General features: G+C 74.1%; 15 protein-coding genes and 1 tRNA gene. 11 read left to right on the top strand and 5 right to left on the bottom strand.

Annotated features, from left to right (window positions below; translation table 11 throughout):
- The first annotated feature begins 34 nt into the window (after nt 1-34).
- Nucleotides 35-1,222 carry a tetratricopeptide repeat protein gene (locus OG896_RS25525; protein ID WP_329369061.1) on the top strand — a complete coding sequence of 396 codons (1,188 nt, stop codon included), beginning with the start codon at nt 35-37 and terminating at the stop codon, nt 1,220-1,222.
- Here the strand turns inward: OG896_RS25525 and OG896_RS25530 are convergent.
- Complete coding sequence (locus tag OG896_RS25530) at nt 1,219-2,310, bottom strand: IS630 family transposase (RefSeq protein WP_329361896.1); 1,092 nt, start codon at nt 2,308-2,310, stop codon at nt 1,219-1,221. The two genes, OG896_RS25525 and OG896_RS25530, sit on opposite strands and share 4 nt — an antisense overlap.
- 314 nt (nt 2,311-2,624) lie before the next feature.
- Here OG896_RS25530 and OG896_RS25535 point away from each other — a divergent pair, with 314 nt between their 5' ends.
- The 4 genes from OG896_RS25535 to OG896_RS25550 all read left to right on the top strand — a co-directional run bounded on the left by OG896_RS25535 (nt 2,625) and on the right by OG896_RS25550 (nt 9,807).
- Nucleotides 2,625-4,253: a beta-N-acetylhexosaminidase gene (locus OG896_RS25535; RefSeq protein WP_329369063.1), complete on the top strand. Its 1,629-nt coding sequence runs from the start codon at nt 2,625-2,627 to the stop codon at nt 4,251-4,253.
- 264 nt (nt 4,254-4,517) lie between these two features.
- Nucleotides 4,518-5,390, top strand: coding sequence for an FAD binding domain-containing protein (locus OG896_RS25540; RefSeq protein WP_328464591.1), 873 nt, complete (start codon nt 4,518-4,520; stop codon nt 5,388-5,390).
- Nucleotides 5,387-7,492, top strand: a complete 2,106-nt coding sequence (locus OG896_RS25545) for a 2Fe-2S iron-sulfur cluster-binding protein (protein ID WP_329369066.1) — start codon at nt 5,387-5,389, stop codon at nt 7,490-7,492. The genes OG896_RS25540 and OG896_RS25545 overlap by 4 nt, the downstream gene beginning before the upstream one ends.
- Before the next feature lie 41 nt (nt 7,493-7,533).
- Nucleotides 7,534-9,807, top strand: a complete 2,274-nt coding sequence (locus OG896_RS25550; RefSeq protein WP_402443337.1) for a xanthine dehydrogenase family protein molybdopterin-binding subunit — start codon at nt 7,534-7,536, stop codon at nt 9,805-9,807.
- A 274-nt stretch (nt 9,808-10,081) separates the two neighbouring features.
- Here OG896_RS25550 and OG896_RS25555 read toward each other — a convergent pair whose 3' ends face one another.
- Nucleotides 10,082-10,828: an isocitrate lyase/PEP mutase family protein gene (locus OG896_RS25555; RefSeq protein ID WP_329369068.1), complete on the bottom strand. Its 747-nt coding sequence runs from the start codon at nt 10,826-10,828 to the stop codon at nt 10,082-10,084.
- Nucleotides 10,825-11,271 (bottom strand): carboxymuconolactone decarboxylase family protein, encoded by a 447-nt coding sequence (locus OG896_RS25560; protein WP_328464585.1) that lies wholly within the window; start codon nt 11,269-11,271, stop codon nt 10,825-10,827. The genes OG896_RS25555 and OG896_RS25560 overlap by 4 nt, the downstream gene beginning before the upstream one ends.
- A 245-nt stretch (nt 11,272-11,516) precedes the next feature.
- On the opposite strand from OG896_RS25560, the gene OG896_RS25565 reads away from it, so the two are divergent.
- Nucleotides 11,517-12,674 carry an SPFH domain-containing protein gene (locus OG896_RS25565; protein WP_329369070.1) on the top strand — a complete coding sequence of 386 codons (1,158 nt, stop codon included), beginning with the start codon at nt 11,517-11,519 and terminating at the stop codon, nt 12,672-12,674.
- Between the two features lie 146 nt (nt 12,675-12,820).
- The gene (locus OG896_RS25570; RefSeq protein WP_329369072.1) at nt 12,821-13,996 is read left to right on the top strand and encodes a hypothetical protein; all 1,176 of its coding nucleotides are present in this window, start codon (nt 12,821-12,823) and stop codon (nt 13,994-13,996) included.
- A 124-nt stretch (nt 13,997-14,120) separates the two neighbouring features.
- On the opposite strand, the gene OG896_RS25575 is transcribed toward OG896_RS25570, so the two are convergent.
- Nucleotides 14,121-14,194, bottom strand: a tRNA-Cys gene (locus OG896_RS25575).
- Between the two features lie 389 nt (nt 14,195-14,583).
- Between OG896_RS25575 and OG896_RS25580 the strand changes: the two genes are divergently transcribed.
- The gene (locus OG896_RS25580) at nt 14,584-16,008 is read left to right on the top strand and encodes an MFS transporter (RefSeq protein WP_329374261.1); all 1,425 of its coding nucleotides are present in this window, start codon (nt 14,584-14,586) and stop codon (nt 16,006-16,008) included.
- A 129-nt stretch (nt 16,009-16,137) separates the two neighbouring features.
- Here the strand turns inward: OG896_RS25580 and OG896_RS25585 are convergent, their stop codons facing one another.
- Nucleotides 16,138-17,355 carry a hypothetical protein gene (locus tag OG896_RS25585; RefSeq protein WP_329369074.1) on the bottom strand — a complete coding sequence of 406 codons (1,218 nt, stop codon included), beginning with the start codon at nt 17,353-17,355 and terminating at the stop codon, nt 16,138-16,140.
- A gap of 251 nt (nt 17,356-17,606) precedes the next feature.
- Between OG896_RS25585 and OG896_RS25590 the strand changes: the two genes are divergently transcribed.
- The 3 genes from OG896_RS25590 to OG896_RS25600 all read left to right on the top strand — a co-directional run bounded on the left by OG896_RS25590 (nt 17,607) and on the right by OG896_RS25600 (nt 21,484).
- The gene (locus OG896_RS25590; RefSeq protein ID WP_328464577.1) at nt 17,607-19,400 is read left to right on the top strand and encodes a DEAD/DEAH box helicase; all 1,794 of its coding nucleotides are present in this window, start codon (nt 17,607-17,609) and stop codon (nt 19,398-19,400) included.
- Between the two features lie 267 nt (nt 19,401-19,667).
- Nucleotides 19,668-20,438 (top strand): IclR family transcriptional regulator, encoded by a 771-nt coding sequence (locus OG896_RS25595; RefSeq protein ID WP_328464575.1) that lies wholly within the window; start codon nt 19,668-19,670, stop codon nt 20,436-20,438.
- A gap of 257 nt (nt 20,439-20,695) precedes the next feature.
- Nucleotides 20,696-21,484, top strand: coding sequence for a hypothetical protein (locus OG896_RS25600; RefSeq protein ID WP_329369076.1), 789 nt, complete (start codon nt 20,696-20,698; stop codon nt 21,482-21,484).
- Nucleotides 21,485-21,541 lie beyond the last annotated feature (57 nt).

Below are 21,541 nucleotides of genomic sequence, written 5' to 3' on the forward strand. Positions count from 1 at the left end.
CGCGCCGGACGACGACGCGAGCAGCGGTGAGCGCGTGCACTCCCTGGTGGGCCAGGGCCGGTTCGCCGAGGCGCACGCGCTGATCAGTGACGCCTTCGTGGAGCGCAACGGCAGCGCGGGGTACCTGCTGCGCGCCTGGGTGCTCGCGCAGGAGCAGCGGCCCGCGGAGGCCCGCGACGCCGTCGACTGGGCGCTGGCGATCGCCTCGCCCGCCGAGGCCGGCGACGTCTTCGTGCTCGCCGGGGTGGTGCTGCTGTCGCTGGACGAGGCGCACGCCGCGCTCACCGTGGCGCTGCGGGCGACCGGGGCGGACCCCGACGGCTGGGAGCCGTCGGTGCTGCTCTCCGACGTCTACCGGCGGCTCGGCCGTATCCCCGACGCGATCGCGGCCGCCCGCCGCGCGGTCACGCTCGCCCCGCGCGAGGCGGAGGCGCAGATCGCGCTGGCCCGCTCGCTGTCCGCGGGGCGCGGCGTGTTCGGGCGGATACCGCGCCGCAACCGCGCGGAGCACCGTGCGGCGGCCGAGCGGGCACTCACGCTCGGCGCGGCACCCGGGCAGCTCGTGGTGCCGCGCGGAGGCGCGGTGCTCGGCGGCGTGGGGCTGGCGGTCTTCCTCGGGGTGCAGCTCTACCGGATCGAGACCGGCGGGACCTGGGAGCTGGTGGCCGCCGGGATCGTCTTCGGGGTCACCTTCGGGTTGATCGGGGTGCTGGCCGCCATGGGGTCCAGGCGGTCCGGGGTGAGCGCGCGCACCCGGTTGCGCGGGGTCCGCGCCACCACCCGTACCGAGATGGTCGGCGACGAATGGCTGTGGCGGATCGCCGCGGTGCACGTCGCGACGGTCCTGCCGCTGCCCGCGCTGCTCACGACCGGGCTCGTCGCCGACCGGGCGTGGCGCGGCGCGCCCTGGCCGCTGTGGTCCGTGGCCCTGCTCTCCGCGGCCGGGCTCGCCGCGGTCTGCGCGGTCCTGCTGAGCGTGCCCTGGTGGTACGGCGAGATGTTCGCCCGCCGCATCCTTCGCTACGCCGGACTGGTCCGGCTCCAACTCACGGCCACGGGGCTCCTGATCGGAGGCACCCTCGCGCTCGCGGTGCGCGGGCGGACCTCCACGGAGGCGTGGGCGCCGGTCGCCCTCGGGCACCTGTTCTGGACGGTCGGAGGGTGGCTGGCCGCGAGCGTCTTCTCCGCCCGCCTGCACGTGTTGCGGCGCCGCGCGCTCTAGTGTTCTGAGTCGGGAATTCGCTTCAGATATCCGGCGAGGCGTTCGAGGATGTCCTCTGCGGTCTTGGTCCAGATGTAGGGCTTGGGATCGGTGTTCCAGGTGGCGATCCACTGGCGGATGTCGGTCTCCAGGGCCTGGACGGATTTGTGGACGCCTCGCCGTATCTGCTTGTTAGTCAGTTCGGCGAACCATCGCTCGACCAGGTTCAGCCAGGACGAGCCGGTCGGTGTGAAGTGCAGGTGGAACCGTGGGTGTGCCAGCAGCCAGGTCTTGATGGCCGGGGTCTTGTGGGTGGCGTAGTTGTCCAGGACCAGGTGCACCTGCAGGTCCGCCGGTATCTCCTTGTCGAGCTTGGCCAGGAACTTCTTGAACTCCTCGGCCCGGTGCCGGCGGTGCAGTGAGCCGATGACCTTGCCCGTGGCGACCTCCAGTGCGGCGAACAGGGTGGTCGTGCCGTGCCGGACGTAGTCGGCCGTCATCCGCTGCGGGACTCCGGGCATCATCGGCAGTACGGGCTGGGACCGGTCCAGTGCCTGGATCTGCGATTTCTCGTCCACGCAGAACACCAGAGCCCGCTCAGGCGGATCCAGATACAACCCGACCACGTCGTGGACCTTGTCGACGAAGTACGGATCGGTCGACAGCTTGAACGTCTCACTACGGTGCGGCTGCAGGCCGAACGCCCGCCACACCCGCGAGACCGTCGACTGCGACAGCCCCGTCTCCTTGGCCATCGACCGCGTCGACCAGTGGGTCGCGTCCTTCGGAGTACGTTCTAAAGTCCTGGCGATCAGGTCCGCCACCTGCTCATCGGTCACCGTGCGCGGGCCACCCGGCCTGGGCATGTCACCCAAGCCGGCGATCCGGTGCTGAACGAACCGCGCCCGCCACCGACCCACCGCATGCGGCGTCGAGCCCACCTCCGCCGCCACGTCTTTGTTCGACGCCCCACTCGAGCAGGCCAGGATGATCCGGCACCGCAAAGCCCACGCCTGCGGCGTCGAACGACGCCGCACCCACCCCTCCAGGGCAGCCCGCTCATCATCCGACAACACCAACTCGGCCTTCGGCCGACCCGTCCGCACCACAGACACAGCCTACCGTTATGAACAGAACTCCCGACTCAGAACACTAGGCCGTGTTTTGGAAGTCCCGCCTGGCCCGTGGCGCCTGGCACGCACGCTCGCTTCGTTGTCGGGCTTGTCCTAGTAGGCCCACTACGAGGACAACCCTCCGCCTTGCGATCGCACGCACCAGACGCCACGGGCCCCGCCCTTTGGGCGGACGGCGCTACTTCCAAAACACGGCCTAGCCGTCCCCCCGGAGAAGTCGCACGTACGCAGGGGCGCGGGGCGGCGTATTGGTCTATGCCAATCGGTGGGGCGTATTGCAGGATGGGCCCATGGATCTCATCCCCATGCCGAGCGACGCCACGACGTACTCCGCCGACGACGAAGTCTTCACGCTGCGGCCGGAGACGGTGATCGCGGCCGGGCCGGGTACGGAGGCGGCCGCGCGGTGGCTGCGGGGCACCGTGGGCGCGGCGACGGGGTTGCCGCTTTCCGCGGGGGAGGCGTCGGGCGGGGGAGCCGTGCGGCTGGCGGTGGACGAGACGGTGCCGGGCGGGCCGGAGGGGTACCGCCTGACCGTCGACCCGGTGGGCGGCGTGCGGATCACCGGCGCGGGCCCGGCCGGCGTCTTCTGGGGCGCCCAGACGTTCCGCCAACTCCTCGGCCCCGACGCCTTCCGCCGTGCCCCGCTGGCCGAACGCACCTGGACCGTACCGGCCTGCCACCTCGCCGACGCCCCCCGCTTCGGCTGGCGCGGCTTCATGCTGGACGTGGCCCGCCACTTCATGCCGAAGGACGTGGTCTTCCGCTACCTCGACCTGATGGCCGCGCACAAGCTCAACGTGCTGCACCTGCACCTCACCGACGACCAGGGCTGGCGGGTGGAGATCCGCCGCCACCCCCGCCTCACCGAGGTCGGCGCCTGGCGCGAGCGCACCAAGGTCGGCCTGCGCGAGTCCCCGCTGTGGGAGGAGCGCCCGCACGGCGGCTACTACACGCAGGACGACATCCGCGAGATCGTCGGATACGCCGCCGCCCGGCACATCACCGTCGTCCCCGAGGTGGACATCCCCGGCCACTCCCAGGCCGCCATCTCCGCCTACCCCGAACTCGGCAACACCGACGTGCTCGACACCAGCGCCCTGCCGGTGCTCACCAGTTGGGGCGTGAACCCCAACGTGCTCGCCCCGACCGAGGCCGTCCTGCGCTTCTACGAGGAGGTGTTCACCGAACTGCTGGAGCTGTTCCCCGGCACGTTCTTCCACATCGGCGGCGACGAGTGCCCCAAGGAGCAGTGGACCGCCTCGCTCACCGCGAAGGACCGCATCGTCGAACTCGGCCTGCGCGACGAGGACGAACTCCAGAGCCGGCTGATCAGCCACTTCGACCGCTGGCTCGCCGAGCGCGGCCGGCGGCTGATCGGGTGGGACGAGATCATGGAGGGCGGCCTGCCGGAGGGCGCCACGGTCTCCTCCTGGCGCGGGTACCGCGGCGGAATCACCGCCGCACGGGCCGGCCACGACGTCGTGATGTGCCCGGAGAGCCATGTCTATCTCGACTGGCGACAGTCCGACTCGCCCGACGAGCCGGTGCCCATCGGGTACGTCCGCACCCTGGAGGACGTCTACCGGTTCGAGCCGGTCCCGCCGGAGTTGACGCCGCAGGAGGCCGCCCACGTCATCGGCACCCAGGCCAACGTCTGGACCGAGGTGCTCGATTCGGTCCGCGCGGTCGACTACATGGTCTTCCCCCGGCTGGCCGCCTTCGCCGAGGTCGCCTGGTCCGCGCTCGGCGCCCCCGCCGACCGGGACTGGCCGGACTTCCAGGCCCGGATGCGCACCCACTACGCCCGGCTCGACGCTCTCGGCGTCGAATACCGCCCGCCCGGCGGCCCGAAGCCCTGGCAGCGCCGCCCCGGCGTCCTCGGCCGCCCGAAGCCCGGTTCGCCCCCGATCGTGTGACCGAACCGGGAACCCGCCGCCGCGCCGCGCGCCGCGGCGGCACCCTGGACCCGTACCGTCCCAACTGCCTTGAAGGGTGGCAATGCAGACACAGCGCCCGATCCGTGTCCAGTCGTACGATCAACCCTGTGAGGGGCGGATCGGTACTTCGTGGACCCTCGCGTCGGGCGCCCCGGAACATGTGCCAGAGTTGCCACGTCCGGGCTGTCAGCACGTACGGTACGGCTACCGCGTGACGTAGGTAGGCCGGGAAGGGGCAGCGTCGTGAGCACGTATGCACGGCAGGAGGCGGCGAACGTCACGCTGCCCTCCTCGCTCGACGAGGCGGTGGCGGCACTGGCCGACATGCCCAGTGCCGTGCCCGTCGCCGGGGGCACCGACCTGATGGCGTCGGTCAACTCCGGCCTGCTGCGCCCGGCCGCGCTCGTCGGCCTCGGCCGGATCAGCGAGATCCGCGGCTGGCAGTACGCCGACGGGGCCGCCCTGCTCGGCGCGGGCCTGACCCACGCCCGCATGGGGCGCCCCGACTTCGCCGCGCTGATCCCCGCGCTGGCCGCCGCCGCCCGCTCCGCGGGCCCCCCGCAGATCCGCAACGCCGGCACCCTCGGCGGCAACATCGCCAGCGCCGCGCCCACCGGCGACGCCCTGCCGGTGCTGGCCGCCCTGGAGGCGAGCGTGATCCTCGCCGGGCCGGACGGCGACCGCGAACTGCCGGTCAGCCACCTGCTCACCGGCATGGACCCGCTGCGCCCCGGCGAGTTGCTCGCCTTCGTCCGTATCCCGCTGCTGCACGCCCCGCAGACGTTCCTCAAGGCCACCGGGCGCACCGGCCCCGGCCGGGCGGTCGCCTCGGTCGCCCTCGTGGTCGACCCCGCCCGGCGCCAGGTCCGCTGCTCGGTCGGCGCCGTCGCGCCCGTGCCGCTGCGGCCGCTGGAGGCCGAGCAGTGGGTGGCGGGGCTGATCGACTGGGACGGCGAGCGCAGCCTCGCCCCGGAGGCGTGCACCGCCTTCGGGGAGTACGTGGCCGCCGCCTGCATCCCCGACCAGCCAGGTGTCGAACTGCCACCCGCCGCCGTCCAGTTGCGCCGTACCGTGGCCGCACTGTCCCGCCGAGCGCTCGGGAGGGCCCTGGCATGACCGACCAGCAGCCGAACGAGCGGGACCAGCGGGACCAGCAGGGCCGGCACGGTCCCGGCACCGCCGGCGCCTGGCAGCCGGTGCCCGGTGGCGGGGACTACGACCCCGACCAGACCATGCACGTCTCCTTCGCCGCCCAACTCCCGCCCGAGCCGCGCCCCGGCGAGGACCCGCTCGGCGCGCACGGCCCGGCCGGCCCCGGCTGGTCCGGCCACCCCGACGAGGAAGCCGGCTACCTGGAGAACGGCGGCTACCAGGTCGGTCAGCCGCTGTACGGGCCCGGCCCGGACGGCGGCTCGGCGTACGACTACCGGCCGCAGGAGCAACCCGGCCCGCACGGCGGGCACTCCGGCCGGCTGCCCGGCAACCCCGAGCGGCCCTACGAGCACGGGGGACACGGGGGATACGGCGCCGGGCAGGACGTCCCGGCCGGTGCTCCCGGCGGTGCTTCCGGCGGCGGCCACGGCGGCGGGCACGGCGACGGGGGTCCGGCCGACGGCGGTTCTGGCACCGGTGGCTTCGGCGCGGGCGGAACCGGTGGCGCGGGTGGCGTCGGCGGTGCGGGCGGCGACCCCGACCCGGTCACCGCCTGGTCGATCCCGGTCATAAGGGAGGAGTCCGAGGCCGAGTCCGGCGAGTACTCCCTCGGTGCCTTCTCACCCTCCTGGGACCAGACGCCCTCACCGGCGCCCACCCAGTCCTTCCCCGCGGGCATGTTCGGCCAGGGTGCCGCTGCCGCCGCCCAGGCGGCGCGGGAGCGGGCCGCGGCCGAGCGGGAGCGCGGCGGCGCCGAGGCGCCGTCCGACGCCGGCAGCGGCCACTGGGAGATGCCGTTCACCGGCCCCGAGGGCGGCGACGCGGTGCCGTGGCTGCCCGCGCACGCCCCGGCGGCGGACGCGGCCTGGTCGGGCATCGTGGACGACCCCGAGGGTCCGCCTCCCGCGCCCCACGCGCCTCACGTCCCTTCCACGGCCGACGGCATCGACACCGGGCAGGACCGGCCCGCGGGCCACGACGTCGCCGCGGGCGGCGAGATCCCCTACGCCGTACCGTCCTTCGACCAGCCCGCCGCCGTCGACCAGCCCGCCGCCGTCGACGAGCCGGCCGGGTACGGCGAGGACGTCGGATCGGCCCGGCACGACGGCCCCGACGGCCATGGCGACCTCGCGGACCTCGCCGACCTCGCGGGCCCGGACGACGTGCGGGAGCCCGCAGCAGCACCCGGCGCGGACGGCCCGGATGACGCCGAGGCCACCGAAGTCGCCGAGGCCGTTTCCGAAGCGTCCGGCACCGACGACGCGTCCCCGCACGACGGCCCCGAACTCGGCTCCGACGTCGACCCCGACTTCGGCGCCGGACCCGGCCAGGACGGCCAGGACGGCGCGGACGGCACCCCGCACGGCGACGCCGCGTCCGACGGCGACACCGGCGCCGCCCCGGACGCCGCGGCGGACTTCGGTACCGCGGACGCCGGTTCGGCCGATCCGGACCCGGCGGAGCCCTTCGAATCCCCCGAGCCGACCCGCAGCGAGCACCCGCTCGCCTCCTACATGCTCCGGGTCAACGGCACCGACCGGCCCGTCACCGACGCCTGGCTCGGCGAGTCCCTGCTGTACGTCCTGCGCGAGCGGCTGGGCCTGGCCGGCGCCAAGGACGGCTGCGAGCAGGGCGAGTGCGGCGCCTGCTCCGTCCAGGTCGACGGGCGGCTGGTGGCGTCCTGCCTGGTGCCCGCGGCGACCGCGGCCGGCAGCGAGGTGCGCACCGTCGAGGGCCTGACCGTCGACGGCCGGCCCTCCGACGTCCAGTGCGCGCTGGCCGACAGCGGCGCGGTGCAGTGCGGCTTCTGCATCCCCGGCATGGCGATGACCGTCCACGACCTGCTCGAAGGCAACCACAAGCCCACCGACCTGGACGTCCGCCAGGCGCTCAGCGGCAACCTCTGCCGCTGCTCGGGCTACCGCGGCGTCCTTGACGCCGTCCGCTCGGTCGTCGCCGCGCGCGACACCGGCCGCGACCCCGACGACCCCGCGGCCGCGGGACCCGACGACCCCGCCCGCGTCCCCCACCAGGGCGGCTCCGCGGGCTCGGGAGGTGCCCAGTGAGCAGCAGCATCGTCGAGGGCCCCGGAGCGGTGGCCGAGACGCTGGCCGGCCAGGGCGGCGAACCGCACGGCATCGGCGCGCCGGTGCCCTCCGCCGAGGCGCTGCCGAAGGCGCAGGGCACCTACCCGTACGCCGCCGACCTGTGGGCCGAGGGGCTGCTGTGGGCGGCGGTGCTGCGCTCGCCGTACCCGCACGCGCGGATCACCCGGATCGACACCTCCGACGCGGTCGCGATGCCCGGCGTACGCGCCGTCGTCACCCACGAGGACGTGCCCGGCGACGCCATGCACGGCCGCAAGGTCGCCGACCGGCCGGTCTTCGCCCACGACGTCGTACGCCACCACGGCGAGCCCATCGCCGCGGTCGCCGCCGACCACCCCGACACCGCCCGGCTCGCCGCCGCCGCGATCCTCGTCGAGTACGACGTGCTGGAGCCGGTCACCGACCCGGAGAAGGCGTTCGCGGCGGAACCGCTGCACCCCGACGGCAACCTGATCCGGCACATCCCGCTGCGCTTCGGCGACCCGGAGGCGGTCGGCGAGGTCGTGGTGGAGGGCCTGTACCGGGTCGGCCGCCAGGACCCCGCGCCGATCGGCGCCGAGGCCGGCTTGGCCGTCCCGCGCCCCGACGGCGGCGTGGAGCTCTACGTCGCCTCCACCGACCCGCACGCCGACCGGGACATCGCCGCCGCCTGCTTCGGGCTCGAAGCCGACCGGGTCAAGGTCGTCGTCACCGGGGTGCCCGGCGCGATGGGCGACCGCGAGGACTCCGGCATCCAGCTCCCGCTGGGCCTGCTGGCGCTGCGCACCGGCTGCCCGGTGAAGTTCGTGGCCACCCGCGAGGAGTCCTTCCTCGGCCACGCCCACCGCCACCCGACCCTGCTGCGCTACCGCCACCACGCCGACGCCGAGGGCCGCCTGGTCAAGGTCGAGGCGCAGGTGCTGCTCGACGCGGGCGCCTACGCCGACGCGTCCTCCGACGCGCTCGCCGCCGCGGTCGCCTTCGCGGCCGGCCCCTACGTGGTGCCGCACGTCTTCGTCGAGGGCTGGGTGGTGCGCACCAACAACCCGCCGTCCGGGCACGTACGCGGCGAGGGCGCCCTCCAGGTCTGCGCGGCCTACGAGGGCCAGATGGACAAGCTCGCCGCCAAACTCGGCCTGGACCCGGCCGAGATCCGGATGCGGAACGTCCTGGCCACCGGCGACCTGCTGCCCACCGGCCAGACCGTCACCTGCCCGGCGCCGGTCGGCGAACTCCTCAAGGCCGTGCGCGACGCCGACCTGCCGCCGCTGCCCGACGGCGACGACGAGTCCCAGTGGCTGCTGCCCGGCGGCGTCTCCGGCGCCGGCGAGCCCGGGGCGGTGCGCCGCGGGGTCGGCTACGCGCTCGGCATGGTGCACCTGCTGGGCGCCGAGGGCACCGACGAGGTGTCCACCGCGACCGTACGCATCCACGACGGCCGCGCCACCGTCATCTGCGCCGCCGTCGAGACCGGGCAGGGGTTCACCACGCTGGCCCGGCAGATCGTGCAGGAGGTGCTGGGCGTCGACGACGTGCGGGTGCTGCCGTCCGACACCGACCAGCCGCCCGCCGGGCCCGCCGCCCGCGGGCGGCACACCTGGGTGTCGGGCGGGGCGGTGGAGCGCGCCGCGAAGATGGTCCGCACCCAGCTGCTCCAGCCGCTCGCCGCGAAGTTCGGCATGTCCGTGGAGCTGCTGTCCATCGCCGACGGCAAGATCACGTCCTACGACGGGGTGCTGTCCACGACGGTCGCCGAGACGCTCGACGGCAAGGAGCTGTGGGCGACCGCGCAGTGCCGCCCGCACCCCACCGACCGGCTCGACGACAACGGCCAGGGCGACGCCTTCGTCGGGCTCACCTTCTGCGCGATCCGCGCGGTGGTCGACGTCGACATCGAGCTGGGCGCGGTGCGGGTGGTCGAGCTCGCCGTGGCCCAGGACGTCGGGCGCGTGCTCAACCCGCGCCAGCTCGCCGCCCGGATCGAGGCCGGCGTCACCCAGGGGCTGGGGCTCGCACTCATGGAGGACCTGCGGGCGCCGCGCGGCATCGTCAAGCGGCCCAACCTCACCGGGTACCCGCTGCCGACCGCCCTCGACGCGCCCGACGTCCGTATCGTCAAGCTCGTCGAGGAACGTGACGTCGTCGCGCCCTTCGGGGCCAAGGCCGTCTCCGCGGTGCCCGTCGTCACCTCACCGGCCGCCGTCGCCGCGGCGGTCCGCGCGGCCACCGGCCGCCCCGTCAACCGCCTCCCCATCCGCCCCCAAGCAGCCGTCGTCAAACCCCCCACCCCGTAGGAACCCGCGGGCGCCGCGCCGCCACGGTTCCGCCCTTGCCCCCGGGCTCCCGCCGGTGGCGGGTTGCGCGCGCCGTTCCCCGCGCCCCTGTCGGTGCACGTCTTCCGCACGGTCGAACACCGCCCGTGGCGTGGGCGCCCGCGGGCAGAAGCGGCGATCAGCCACGTACGAGGGGCGCGGGGAACTCCCCCCCGAGGGAGTACCCGCGGCGACGAGCCACCCCGGGCCGTCAGGTCCGGGTACTCCCGGGACGGGGCAGCCCGGGCGGACCGGCTCAGCCCCGCAACGCCTCCGCGGTGACGCGGAGATCGTCCATCGCCTGGTGCTGCATGCCTCCCCCGAAGGTCACCCGGGTGGCGCCGAACACCCCGAGTTCACGGGGCGCCGGGCCGCCCGGCTTGCACAGCGCGTTGACGGGGAGCCCGACCCCCTCGGCGATCAGGCCGAGCGCCTGCGGAGCGGCGAGGATCGGGTAGATCACGTCCGCCCCGGCCTCGGCGTACCGCCGCCCGCGGGCGATCGCGGCCGCGGGCGTACGGTCGGCCCCCGCCAGATAGGTGTCGACGCGCGCGTTGAGGACGAGCGCGTCGCCCGCCGCGGCCCGCACCTGGGCGAGGAACTCGGCCTGGGCGTCCGGGTCGCGCAGCGCACCTGTCGCCGGGTCGGAGTCCTCCAGGTTGCACCCGACGGCCCCCGCTTCGAGCAGCCGCTCCACCAACTCCGCGGCGGGCAGCCCGTATCCGGCCTCGACGTCCGCGCTGACCGGCACGTCCACGGCCCGGGTGATCCGGCGGATCGCGGCGAACATCTCGGCCGGGGGAGTGCCCTGCCCGTCGGGGTAGCCGAGCGACGCCGAGACCCCCGCGCTCGGCGTGGCCAGCGCGGGGAAGCCGGCGTCCGCGAACACCTTCGCGCTCGCGGCGTCCCACGGTCCGGGCAGCACCAGCGGATCGTCGGCCGCCCGGTCGTGGTGCAGGGCGCGCAGGACGGCGGCCTTGCCGCCGATGGCCGTGCCGCTCATGCCTGGCTCCCGGGGGCCGTGCGGAACGTCACGTTGAAGCGGTTCCACGCGTTGATCGCCACGATCGCGCTGACCAGCCGGGTCAGTTCGGCCTCGTCGAAGTGCGCCGCGGCCCGTGCGTACACCTCGTCCGGCACGAACCCCTCGGTGAGCACCGTGACCGCCTCGGTCAGCGCCAGTGCCGCCCGCTCCTTGTCGGTGTAGAGCCCGTCGACCTCCTCCCACGCCGCCAGCAGGTCGATCCGCTCGTCGCTCTCGCCCGCCTTCCGCGCGTCCTTCACGTGCATGTCCAGGCAGAACGCGCACCGGTTGATCTGCGAGGCCCTGATCTTCACCAGTTCCCCGATCACCGGGTCGAGCCCCTTCACGGCCGCCTGACTGAACGCCAGCATCGTCCTGAACACGTCCGGCGCCTGCTGTGCGTAACTCCCTCGTCGCGTCATACCCCTGACGCTACGTCCCCCCGCCCCTCCACCCCTGGGCCACTACGACCCCCGATCTCCGGGCCAATCCCGGCGGCGGCCGGACGCCCCCACTGCGGGGGCGGTGGAACCGGGGATTCGGGAGCGGACGTCATGAGGGGTGGCGGTGGGGGTGGTTGCTAGAGTGCCCGGGTTCGGGCGTGCTCGGACGCTTGGTCGGTCAATGGGGCGGGCAGTGCGCGCGAAGCGCGGGATGGGGGACGGGCGTGGGTCTGTTCGACGCGATCCGGGGCGAGTTCATCGACATCGTGGAGTGGACCGACGACAGTCGGGACACCATCGTGTGGCGCTTCCCCCGGCACGACAACGAGATCAAGATGGGCGCCAAGCTCGTCGTGCGCGAGTCCCAGACCGCGGTGTTCGTCAACGAGGGCCAGATCGCCGACGTCTACACGCCTGGCACCTACACCCTCCAGACCCAGAACATGCCGATCCTGTCCACGCTGAAGGGCTGGAAGTACGGCTTCGACTCGCCGTTCAAGGCCGAGGTGTACTTCGTCACGACCCGCCAGTTCACCGACATGAAGTGGGGGACGGCGAACCCGGTGATCGTGCGGGACGCCGAGTTCGGGATGGTACGGCTGCGGGCGTTCGGCTCGTTCGCCGCGAAGGTGGTGGACCCGCCCGCGCTGCTGCGCGAACTGGCCGGCACCGACCCGCAGTTCCGCACCGAGGAGGTGCAGGAGTACCTGCGGCAGCTCATCGTCGGGCGGCTGTCCAACGCACTGGCCACCTCGGGCGTGCCGATGCTGGACCTGGCCACGCAGCAGGACGCGATCGGTGCCCGGCTGGCCGTGGTGCTCAGCCAGGAGCTGGCGTCGGTCGGCATCTCGGTGCCGAAGTTCGTGATCGAGAACATCTCGCTGCCGCCGGAGGTCGAGCAGGCCATCGACACCCGCTCGCGGATGGGCATCGCGGGCAACCTCGACCAGTTCACGCAGTTCCAGGCGGCGAACGCGATCGGGGAGGCGGCCCGGAACCCGGGCGGCGCGGGCGAGGGCGTCGGCCTGGGCATCGGCATGGCGATGGGCCAGCGGATCGCGGCGGGGCTCACCCCGCAGGCCCCGGCGGCTCCCGCGACCGCGGGCCCGGCCGCCGCCGCCCCGGCCGCACCCGCACCAGCTCCCACCGCGGCCACCCCGCCGCCGCTGCCCCAGCCCGCCCAGTGGTTCGTCGGGATCGGCGGCGCCCAGCAGGGCCCGTACGACGCCGCCGCGCTGTCCGGCCTGGTCGGCGCGGGCACCCTCACCCGCGAGACGCTGGTCTGGAAGGACGGCATGGCCGGATGGCTGCCGGCCGCCCAGGTCCCGGAGGTCGGCGGGCTGTTCGGGGCCGCCCCGCCGCCGCTGCCGCCGCAGGCGTGAGGACGCCCGGCGCCCGGGCGGCGTGGCACGGCGCACCCGTGTAGCCGGCCGGACCCGTCGCGACGTACACAGGTACGCACGTACGGACGCACGCAGGCACGTCGAGGCACGGACGGACGACCCAAGGAGTGGGGGAGAGCACTGCCATGAGCACGGAAGAGCGCGGGCCGGAGGGCGTGGTGGCCGGCACTGGTTCCACCCAGGCGGGGCCGGGACCGGAGGCAGGGACGGCGGCCGGGGCGGGCGGCGTGCAGTCGACCCCCTGCGAGGCGTGCGGCGCCACCGTCGAGTTCTCGCCGGGCGCGGGCGCGCTCAAGTGCCCGTACTGCGGCCACGAGCGGGCGTTGGCGGAGCTGCCGCGCCAGGTCCGCGAGCACCCCATCGCGGAGCTCGCGACGCTGCGGGACAAGCCGCGCGCCGCGGTGCTGGGCGAGGCGCGGGCGTTCGTCTGCCCGGGGTGCGGCGCCCGTACCGAGACCGACGACCTGTCGGCGCGCTGCCAGTTCTGCGCGACCCCCCTGGTCGCCGACGCCGAACTGACCGAGCGGGTGGTACCCGAGGCGGTCGTCCCGTTCGGCCTGGACCGCAGGGCCGCCCGGGACCGGCTGAGCACCTGGACGTCCTCGCGCTGGTTCGCGCCGAGCAGCCTGAAGAAGGTCACCGAGGCGGAGACGTTCAAGGGCAGCTACCTGCCGCACTGGACGTACGACGCGGCGACCACCTCGCACTACCAGGGCCAGCGCGGCGAGCACTACTACACCACCGAGACCTACACCACGACGGAGAACGGGGAGCAGGTCACCCGCACCCGCCAGGTCCAGCACACCCGCTGGCACCACGCCTCCGGCACCGTGGCCCGCGCCTTCGACGACATCCTGGTGGCCGGCACCAGCCATGTGAAGTCCAAGCAGCTGGACAAGCTCACCCCGTGGCCGCTGGAGGAGGCGCGCCCCTACCAGCCGGAGTACCTGGCCGGCTTCCAGACGGTGCGCTACGACGTCGAGCCCGAACAGGGCCTGGAGACGGCGAAGCAGCGGATGGCCGGCGTGATCCAGGGGGACTGCCGCGCCGACATCGGCGGCGACGAGCAGCGGGTCACCTCGGTGAACACCCGGTACGACGACGTGACGTTCAAGCTGATGCTGCTGCCGGTGTGGTTCCTGACGTACCTGCACGCGGGCAAGAGCTGGCAGGTCATGGTGAACGCCCGCACCGGCGAGGTGATCGGCGAACGCCCGTACAGCGCCGCGAAGATCACGGCGGCGATCGCGGCACTGGCGGTGGTGATCGCGGTGATCGTGGCGGTGGTGATGGCCAAGTGAGGCCGCCAGGACGGGGGTTGCGGGGTTGCGGGGGTTGACCCGCCCGCGGCCCGGCATCCCGCCGCGTACGGACGCGTGAACGCAGGACCGGCCCGGGCCCGTGGGACGGGCGCCGGGCCGGACGTGGAGGCCGCGACCGGATTCGAACCGGTGTAGCTCGCTTTGCAGACGAGTCCCTGACCACTCGGGCACGCGGCCGCGTGCTCTCGCTGCTATGACCATGCCGGTCCGCGGTACGCGCGGTCAACGGTCCGGCCCACCCCGCAACACGACTGCCACACGGCGTTCACGGCCGGCCGCGCGCCCGGCGCCCGCCGCACGTTCCGGCGCGCGGCCTAGGTCCATCGGCTGATCCGATTAACGCCTACGGGTAGGGGCGCTCACTGCCCGGCGACCCTTACCCTGGCCGGATGGCACCGACACGACCGACCACGCGCACTCGCCACGGACGGCGCGGTGCCACCGCGGGGAAAGCCGCTGCGGGCACGACCGTTCAGGCCGGCGCCGCGCCGGACGGCATCGCTCCGGGCAGCGCGCACGGCGCGGGGACCCTTCCGGACCAGGCCGCCGCACGGGACCTGGCGCAGATGCCGGCGACCGACGGCGGCGTGCTGTCCCGCCCGTACCGCGCGCTCACCTTCGGCATCGTCTCCGTGGTGCTGATGATCGCCTTCGAGGCGACCGCCGTGAGCACCGCGATGCCGGTCGCCGCCCGGGAACTGCACGGCGTCGGGCTGTACGCGTTCGCGTTCTCCGGCTACTTCACCACCTCGCTGCTCGCCATGGTGGTGAGCGGCCAGTGGTGCGACCGCGGCGGCCCGCTGGCGCCGCTGGCCACCGGCATCGCCGGGTTCGGCGCCGGCCTGGTGGTCAGCGGCACCGCCCAGTCGATGGGCGTGTTCGTGCTGGGCCGGGCGGTGCAGGGGCTCGGCGGCGGCCTGGTGATCGTGGCGCTGTACGTGGTGGTGGGCCGGGCCTATCCGGAGCGGCTGCGGCCCGCGGTGATGGCCGCGTTCTCCGCGTCCTGGGTGGTGCCCTCGATCGTCGGGCCGCTGGTGTCCGGCACCGTCACCCAGCACCTCGGCTGGCGCTGGGTGTTCCTGGCGATCCCGGTGCTGGTGGTGCTGCCGCTGGCCGTGATGCTGCCGGCGCTGCGCCGGGCCACCCGGGAGGCCGCGGCGGCGCAGCGCGGGCAGAGTTCCGCCGCGCGGCCGGCGGGCCGGCGGATCTGGTGGGCGGGGGCGCTCGCGTGCGGCGCCGCGCTGCTCCAGTACGCCGGGCAGGACCTGCGGCCGCTGTCCGTGCTGCCGGCGGTGGCCGGCGCGGGGCTGCTGGTGCCGGCTGCGCTGCGGCTGCTGCCGCGGGGCACGTTCCGGGCCGTACGGGGGCTGCCGACGGTGGTGCTGATGCGCGGCATCGCGGCGGGTTCGTTCTTCGCCGCGGAGAGCTTCGTGCCGCTGATGCTGGTCACCCAGCGCGGCCTGTCCCCGACGCTGGCCGGCCTCTCGCTGTCGGGCGGCGGGCTGACCTGGGCGCTCGGCTCCTACCTGCAGTCCAGGCCGCGGCTGGAGCCGTTCCGGGAGCGGCTGGCGCAGGCCGGCATGGCGCTGACCGCGGCCGCCATCGGCACGCTGCCGTTCGTGCTGATCCACTCGGTGCCGCCGTGGATCGTGGCGGTGGCCTGGTGCGCGGGCGGCCTCGGCATGGGGCTGACCATCTCCGTGCTGAGCGTGCTGATGCTGCGGCTGTCCCCGCCGGCCGAGGCGGGCACCAACTCCGCGGCCCTCCAGGTCGCCGACTCGCTCTCCAACGTGCTGATCGTGGGCGGCGCCGGCACCGTCTTCACCGCGCTCGGCGGCGGCTCGGTCGGCGCGGCCACCGGTGCCGCGGTCGCGGGCGCCACCACCGGGCACCCGGCCGCGTTCGCCGCGGTGTTCGTGCCGACGGCGGCGATCGCGCTGGCCGGCACGCTGGTCGCGGCGCGGCTGCGCACCAGGCCGGCCCGCGACTGAACCCCGGGAGGGCCGCGGGCGCGCGAGCGGGGTCCCGGGCTGGAACTCCCGGGTCCGCACAACGGGGCCCGAAGTTCCGGCTTCCGGGTTCCGGGCCTCGGCTTCCGGGTTCCGGGCCTCGGGTTCCGGCTAGGAGACGGCCACTTCGAGCGTGTAGTGCACCATCCCGTCCAGTGCGAGCCGTCCGTCGCGGTAGGCCATGCCGGCCGGCAGGGAGCAGGGCAGTTCGAGGGCGCTCACCGCGTGCGGCAGCGTGCAGTCGAGCACGTGCGCGGCGGTGTGGCTGTGCCCGACGACCCGGGCCGTGCCGTCGTGGAGGTGGACGATGTAGTCGTTCAGGCCACCGGTGGACCCGCTCCCGCCGCTCCCGCCGACCGCGTCGACGTAGACCCCGTCGGCGCCGTCCCCGGCCAGTGACTGCACGGTGAGCCGGTCGGGGTCGCCGGGCAGGCCGGCAATCCTCTTCGGGACCGGGACCGGCGCGGACGCGCCGGACGGGGTGACCCGGGTGATGCGGTGGGAGAGGCCGGCGACGTGGTCGGCCGCGGCCACGAAGTACACGTCACCCGCGGCGTCGGCGGTGGGCCGTACGGCGTCGGTGTCGGTGTCGGTGTTGAGGTAGGCACTGGCGACGGGGGTGTCCAGCACCTTGGTCGCGGTGCCGTCCTTGACGGCGTAGACGGCGGTGAAGTCCTGGACGAGCAGGGCGCCGTCCGGCCGCGTGCCCAGCGGCCGGGCCACGCCGACGAACGCGGTGGAGCCGGCGGGGAGGGTCGAGCCCGTCGCGTCGGTCGACCCGGCGGGGCCCGCGGCGCCCTTCGCGCCGGAGTCCCCGCGCGTGCCGCCGGTGCCGCTCGTACCGCCGGTGCCGGTGCCGTCGTCGCCCTTCCCGCCCTTCCCCTTCTTCTTCCCGGGCGCCGGGTCCGGGCTGCCCGCCAGCGTCGACGCCTTGCCGTGCGTGTCGATCCGCAGCACCCCGCCCCGCACGCCGACCGCGACGGTGCCGTCGCGGAGCACCGCGAGCCCGCCGGTGGCGTACGCGCCGGCCCGCCACACCCGGGACACCTTGCGGTCGGGCGAGACCCTGAACAGGTCGGTGCGCAGCACGTAGAGGGAGCCGTCGGGAGCGAAGGCCATGCCGTCGTCGGCGCGGATCGTGTTGAGGTCGAGACCGGAGCCGGCCTGGTCGGCGGTGAGCAGGATCGACGCCTGGCCGGCGCGCGGCGGCACGTACGGGGTGCCCTTGTCGCGCCGCTCGTACTTGACCAGCGCCACCACCCCCGCCAGCACCAACAGCACCGCCAGCGCCACCACGCCGGCCCGCGCCCGCCCGCCGCGTCCGGTCATGCCGATTCCCATCCCGCCCCCCGGGTTCGCCGCCGCCCCCTCGCGGCCCCACACCGCGCTGTCAGGCAGTCTGCCGCACCGGAGACGCAACCCGCGCCGTCCTTTCGCCGCACTGTGAGGTGGGTCGCACCGGGGCGGCGCGCTCGCGCCGCCGCGGGATGGCCGCCGTGCCGCCCGGTAGGCTGAGGCGGTTTTCGTACCGAACCGACCCGCGCGCGGCCGCCCGCGCCGACAACCCCCTTACGGAGACCGTGACTACCGCCGCCTCGCACCCCCATTCCCACCACCTGTCGCCCGCCTTCCCCGGGAGGGCCCCCTGGGGCACGGCGAACAAGCTGCGGGCCTGGCAGCAGGGCGCCATCGACGCCTACGTGGCGGCGCAGCCGCGGGACTTCCTCGCGGTGGCGACGCCCGGCGCCGGGAAGACCACCTTCGCGCTCAGCCTGGCGTCGTACCTGCTCCACAACCACATGGTGCAGCAGATCACCGTGGTCGCCCCGACCGAGCACCTCAAGACGCAGTGGGCGGACGCCGCGGCGCGGATAGGGATCAAGCTCGACCCCGACTACAGCGCGGGCCCGGTCGGACGCGAGTTCCACGGCGTCGCGGTGACGTACGCGGGCGTCGGGGTGCGGCCGATGCTGCACCGCAACCGCTGCGAGCAGCGCAAGACCCTGGTGATCCTCGACGAGATCCACCACGCCGGCGACAGCAAGTCCTGGGGCGAGGCGTGCCTGGAGGCGTTCGAGCCGGCCACCCGCCGCCTCGCGCTGACCGGCACCCCGTTCCGCTCCGACACCAACCCGATCCCGTTCGTGGTCTACGAGGAGGGCAACGACGGCATCCGCCGCTCCTCCGCCGACTACACCTACGGGTACGGCAACGCGCTCGCCGACGGCGTGGTCCGCCCGGTGATCTTCCTCAGCTACTCCGGCACGATGCGCTGGCGCACCCGGGCCGGCGACGAGCTGTCCGCGCGGCTGGGCGAGCCGATGACCAAGGACGCCACCGGCCAGGCGTGGCGTACCGCGCTCGCGCCCACCGGCGAGTGGATTCCCAACGTGCTCAAGAGCGCCGACCAGCGCCTGACCGAGGTCCGCAAGGGCATCCCGGACGCGGGCGGCCTGGTGATCGCCACCGACCAGGACTCGGCCCGTGCCTACGCCAAGCTGCTCAAGGAGCTGACCGGGCACAAGCCGACCGTGGTGCTCTCCGACGACACCGGCGCCTCCAAGCGGATCGAGGAGTTCGCCGCGTCCGAGGACCGCTGGATGGTCGCGGTGCGGATGGTCTCCGAGGGCGTCGACGTGCCCCGCCTGGCGGTCGGCGTCTACGCCACCACCATCTCCACCCCGCTGTTCTTCGCGCAGGCGGTGGGCCGCTTCGTACGGTCCCGGCGGCGCGGCGAGACGGCGTCGGTGTTCGTGCCGACCATCCCGATGCTGCTGGAGTTCGCCAACGAGATGGAGGTCGAGCGCGACCACGTGCTCGACAAGCCGAAGAAGGGCGGCGAGGAGGACCCGTTCGCCGAGGAGGACCAGCTGCTCGCCGACGCCGAGAAGGCCGACGACGAGGCGACCGACGACGACCTGCTGCCGTTCGAGGCGCTGGAGTCCGACGCGGTCTTCGACCGGGTGCTCTACGACGGCGCCGAGTTCGGCATGCAGGCGCACCCGGGCAGCGAGGAGGAGCAGGACTACCTCGGCATCCCCGGGCTGCTGGAGCCGGACCAGGTGCAGATACTGCTCCAACGGCGGCAGGCCCGGCAGATCTCGCACAGCCGGAAGAAACCGGACGAAGAGGCCGATCTGCTCGAACTGCCCGCCGAGCGGCGGCCGATCGTCACCCATCGCCAGCTTCTCGAACTGCGCAAACAGCTCAACACCCTGGTGGGTGCGTATCACCACCAGAGCGGCAAACCGCACGGCGTCGTGCACAACGAGTTGCGCCGGGTTTGCGGTGGTCCGCCCAGTGCCGAGGCGAGCGCCGGGCAGCTCGCCGAGCGCATCAAAAAGGTGCAGGAGTGGGCGACCCGAATGCGGTGATCTCCGCCGGATTGTAGGTGATCGGCACCGGGATGAACCCCAAAGTCCGGTCAAGGGAGCGCCCGGATTGTGGACGACCCCTTCCGCTGAGCGGTACTCGCTCGCTACGGTGCCGGTCACGCACGCGCCGTGGCAGTGCAGCCGCGGAGCGCAGCCGGGTAACGAACCGACCGGCGGCCTCTCCGCGCACTGCCGCGGGACCGGCAGTGCGCACCCCGATGGCGGGGGTGGTGAGATGCGCCGCCGATTTCACGAGGAGGGGGCGTCGTGACCGCGGAGACGTCTCAAACGCTCGACCGGGGCCTACGGGTTCTCAAACTGCTCGCCGACACCGACCACGGTCTGACCGTGACGGAACTGGCCGCCAAACTCGGCGTGAACCGCACGGTGGTGTACCGCCTGCTGGCCACGCTGGAGCAGCACTCGCTGGTCCGCAGGGACCTCGGTGGGCGGGCCAGAGTGGGGCTCGGGGTGCTGGGTCTCGCCCATCAGGTGCATCCGCTGCTGCGGGAGGCCGCGCTGCCCGCGCTGCGGGCGCTGGCGGAGGACATCGGGGCGACCGCTCATCTGACCCTCGTCGACGGCACGGAGGCGCTCGCCGTCGCCGTGGTCGAGCCCACCTGGACCGACTACCACGTGGCCTATCGGACCGGCTTCCGGCACCCGTTGGACCGCGGTGCCGCCGGACGGGCGATCCTCGCCGGCCGCGGAATGCAGCCCACCGCGGACGGGGGTGGCTGGGAGCGGGCCGAGAGCGAGGAGTTCGCGGGGTTCGCGGCGAGGTCGGTCGGCGCGGTGGATCACCCGGTCGACGGGACCGACCGCGTCATCGGGGTCGGCGGGGCGTTCGGGCAGGCCCGCTACGTCATCACCTCCGGCGAGTTGGAGGCCGGTGCCGCCGGCGCCGCCGCCCCCCTTCTCGGGGTGCCCGGTATCGAAGGCAGCGTCGGTGTTGTCATGCTCGCGGAATCCGTCCCGGAACGGGTGGGTATGCGCGTGGTCGAGGCCGCGACGGAAGTGTCCGAGGCTTTGCGCTGACCCTGCGGGGTGCCTGGCCCGGCTGGGGACTACCCCCCGCGCCCTTGGGGGTTGCGGTCCTTCCGCGGAAGGAGCCGCACATACGCAGGGGCGCGGGGAACCGCGCGAGCAACCACCGTGCACCGCAAGGTGAAGGCGCCACCGCAAGGGGCACCCACCAAGGGGCGCGGGGAACCGCGCGACCAGCCACCCACGCACCGCAAGGTCCGGGCACATCCGCAGGCGGGCGGCCCGGGCGGACCCGTTAAGCTCGGCGCATGCCTGCCGTATCCCGCCGCACCCTGACCCTCGCCGTGTGCGGCGCGATCGTGGTCGCGCTGCTGGCCGTCGCCGCCCTCGCCCCCCTCCCCATGTCCATCGTGGTGCCCGGGCTGACGGCGAACGTGCTGGGCGCCGACAAGGGCACCCCGGTGATCACGGTGAGCGGAGCGAAAACGCGGCCGACCAGCGGCCAGCTCCGCCTGGTGACCGTGGCGGCCACGGCCCCGAACGCCTCGGTGCACTTCTCGGACGTCGCGAAGGCGTGGTTCAGCTCGGACAAGGCCGCGATGCCGCGCGACTCGGTCTACCCCAGCGGCAACTCGGTCGCGGAGATCCAGAAGGCCAACGAGAAGGAGATGACCGACTCCCAGCAGGACGCCACCACCGCCGCCCTGAAGCACCTGGGCCTGTCACCGTCGAAGGTGAAGGTCACGCTGCGCCTGGCCGACGTGGGCGGCCCGAGCGCCGGTCTGCTCTTCACCCTCGGCATCATCGACAAGGTCGACGGCGACGGCCACGGCGGCGACCTGACCGGCGGCCGGGTGATCGCCGGCACCGGCACCATCGACGGCTCCGGCAAGGTCGGCGCGGTCGGCGGCGTGCCGTTGAAGGAGAAGGCCGCCGTCCGGGACGGCGCCACCGTCTTCATCGTGCCGCGCGGCGAGTGCTCCGACGCCAAGGCCGCGCTGCCCGGCGGCCTCAAGCTGATCCCCGTCACCACCCTGGACAACACGCTGTCCGCGCTGTCCGCCCTGCGCGCCGGCCAGAAGACCCCCACCTGCTGACAGCGGGCCCGCCCGGGCCGGTACGGCTCCGGACGGGCCCGCGGCCCCGGACGAGCG

It is taken from the genome of Streptomyces sp. NBC_00669 (assembly GCF_036226785.1).
In the GTDB taxonomy this organism is placed as follows: Bacteria; Actinomycetota; Actinomycetes; order Streptomycetales; family Streptomycetaceae; genus Actinacidiphila.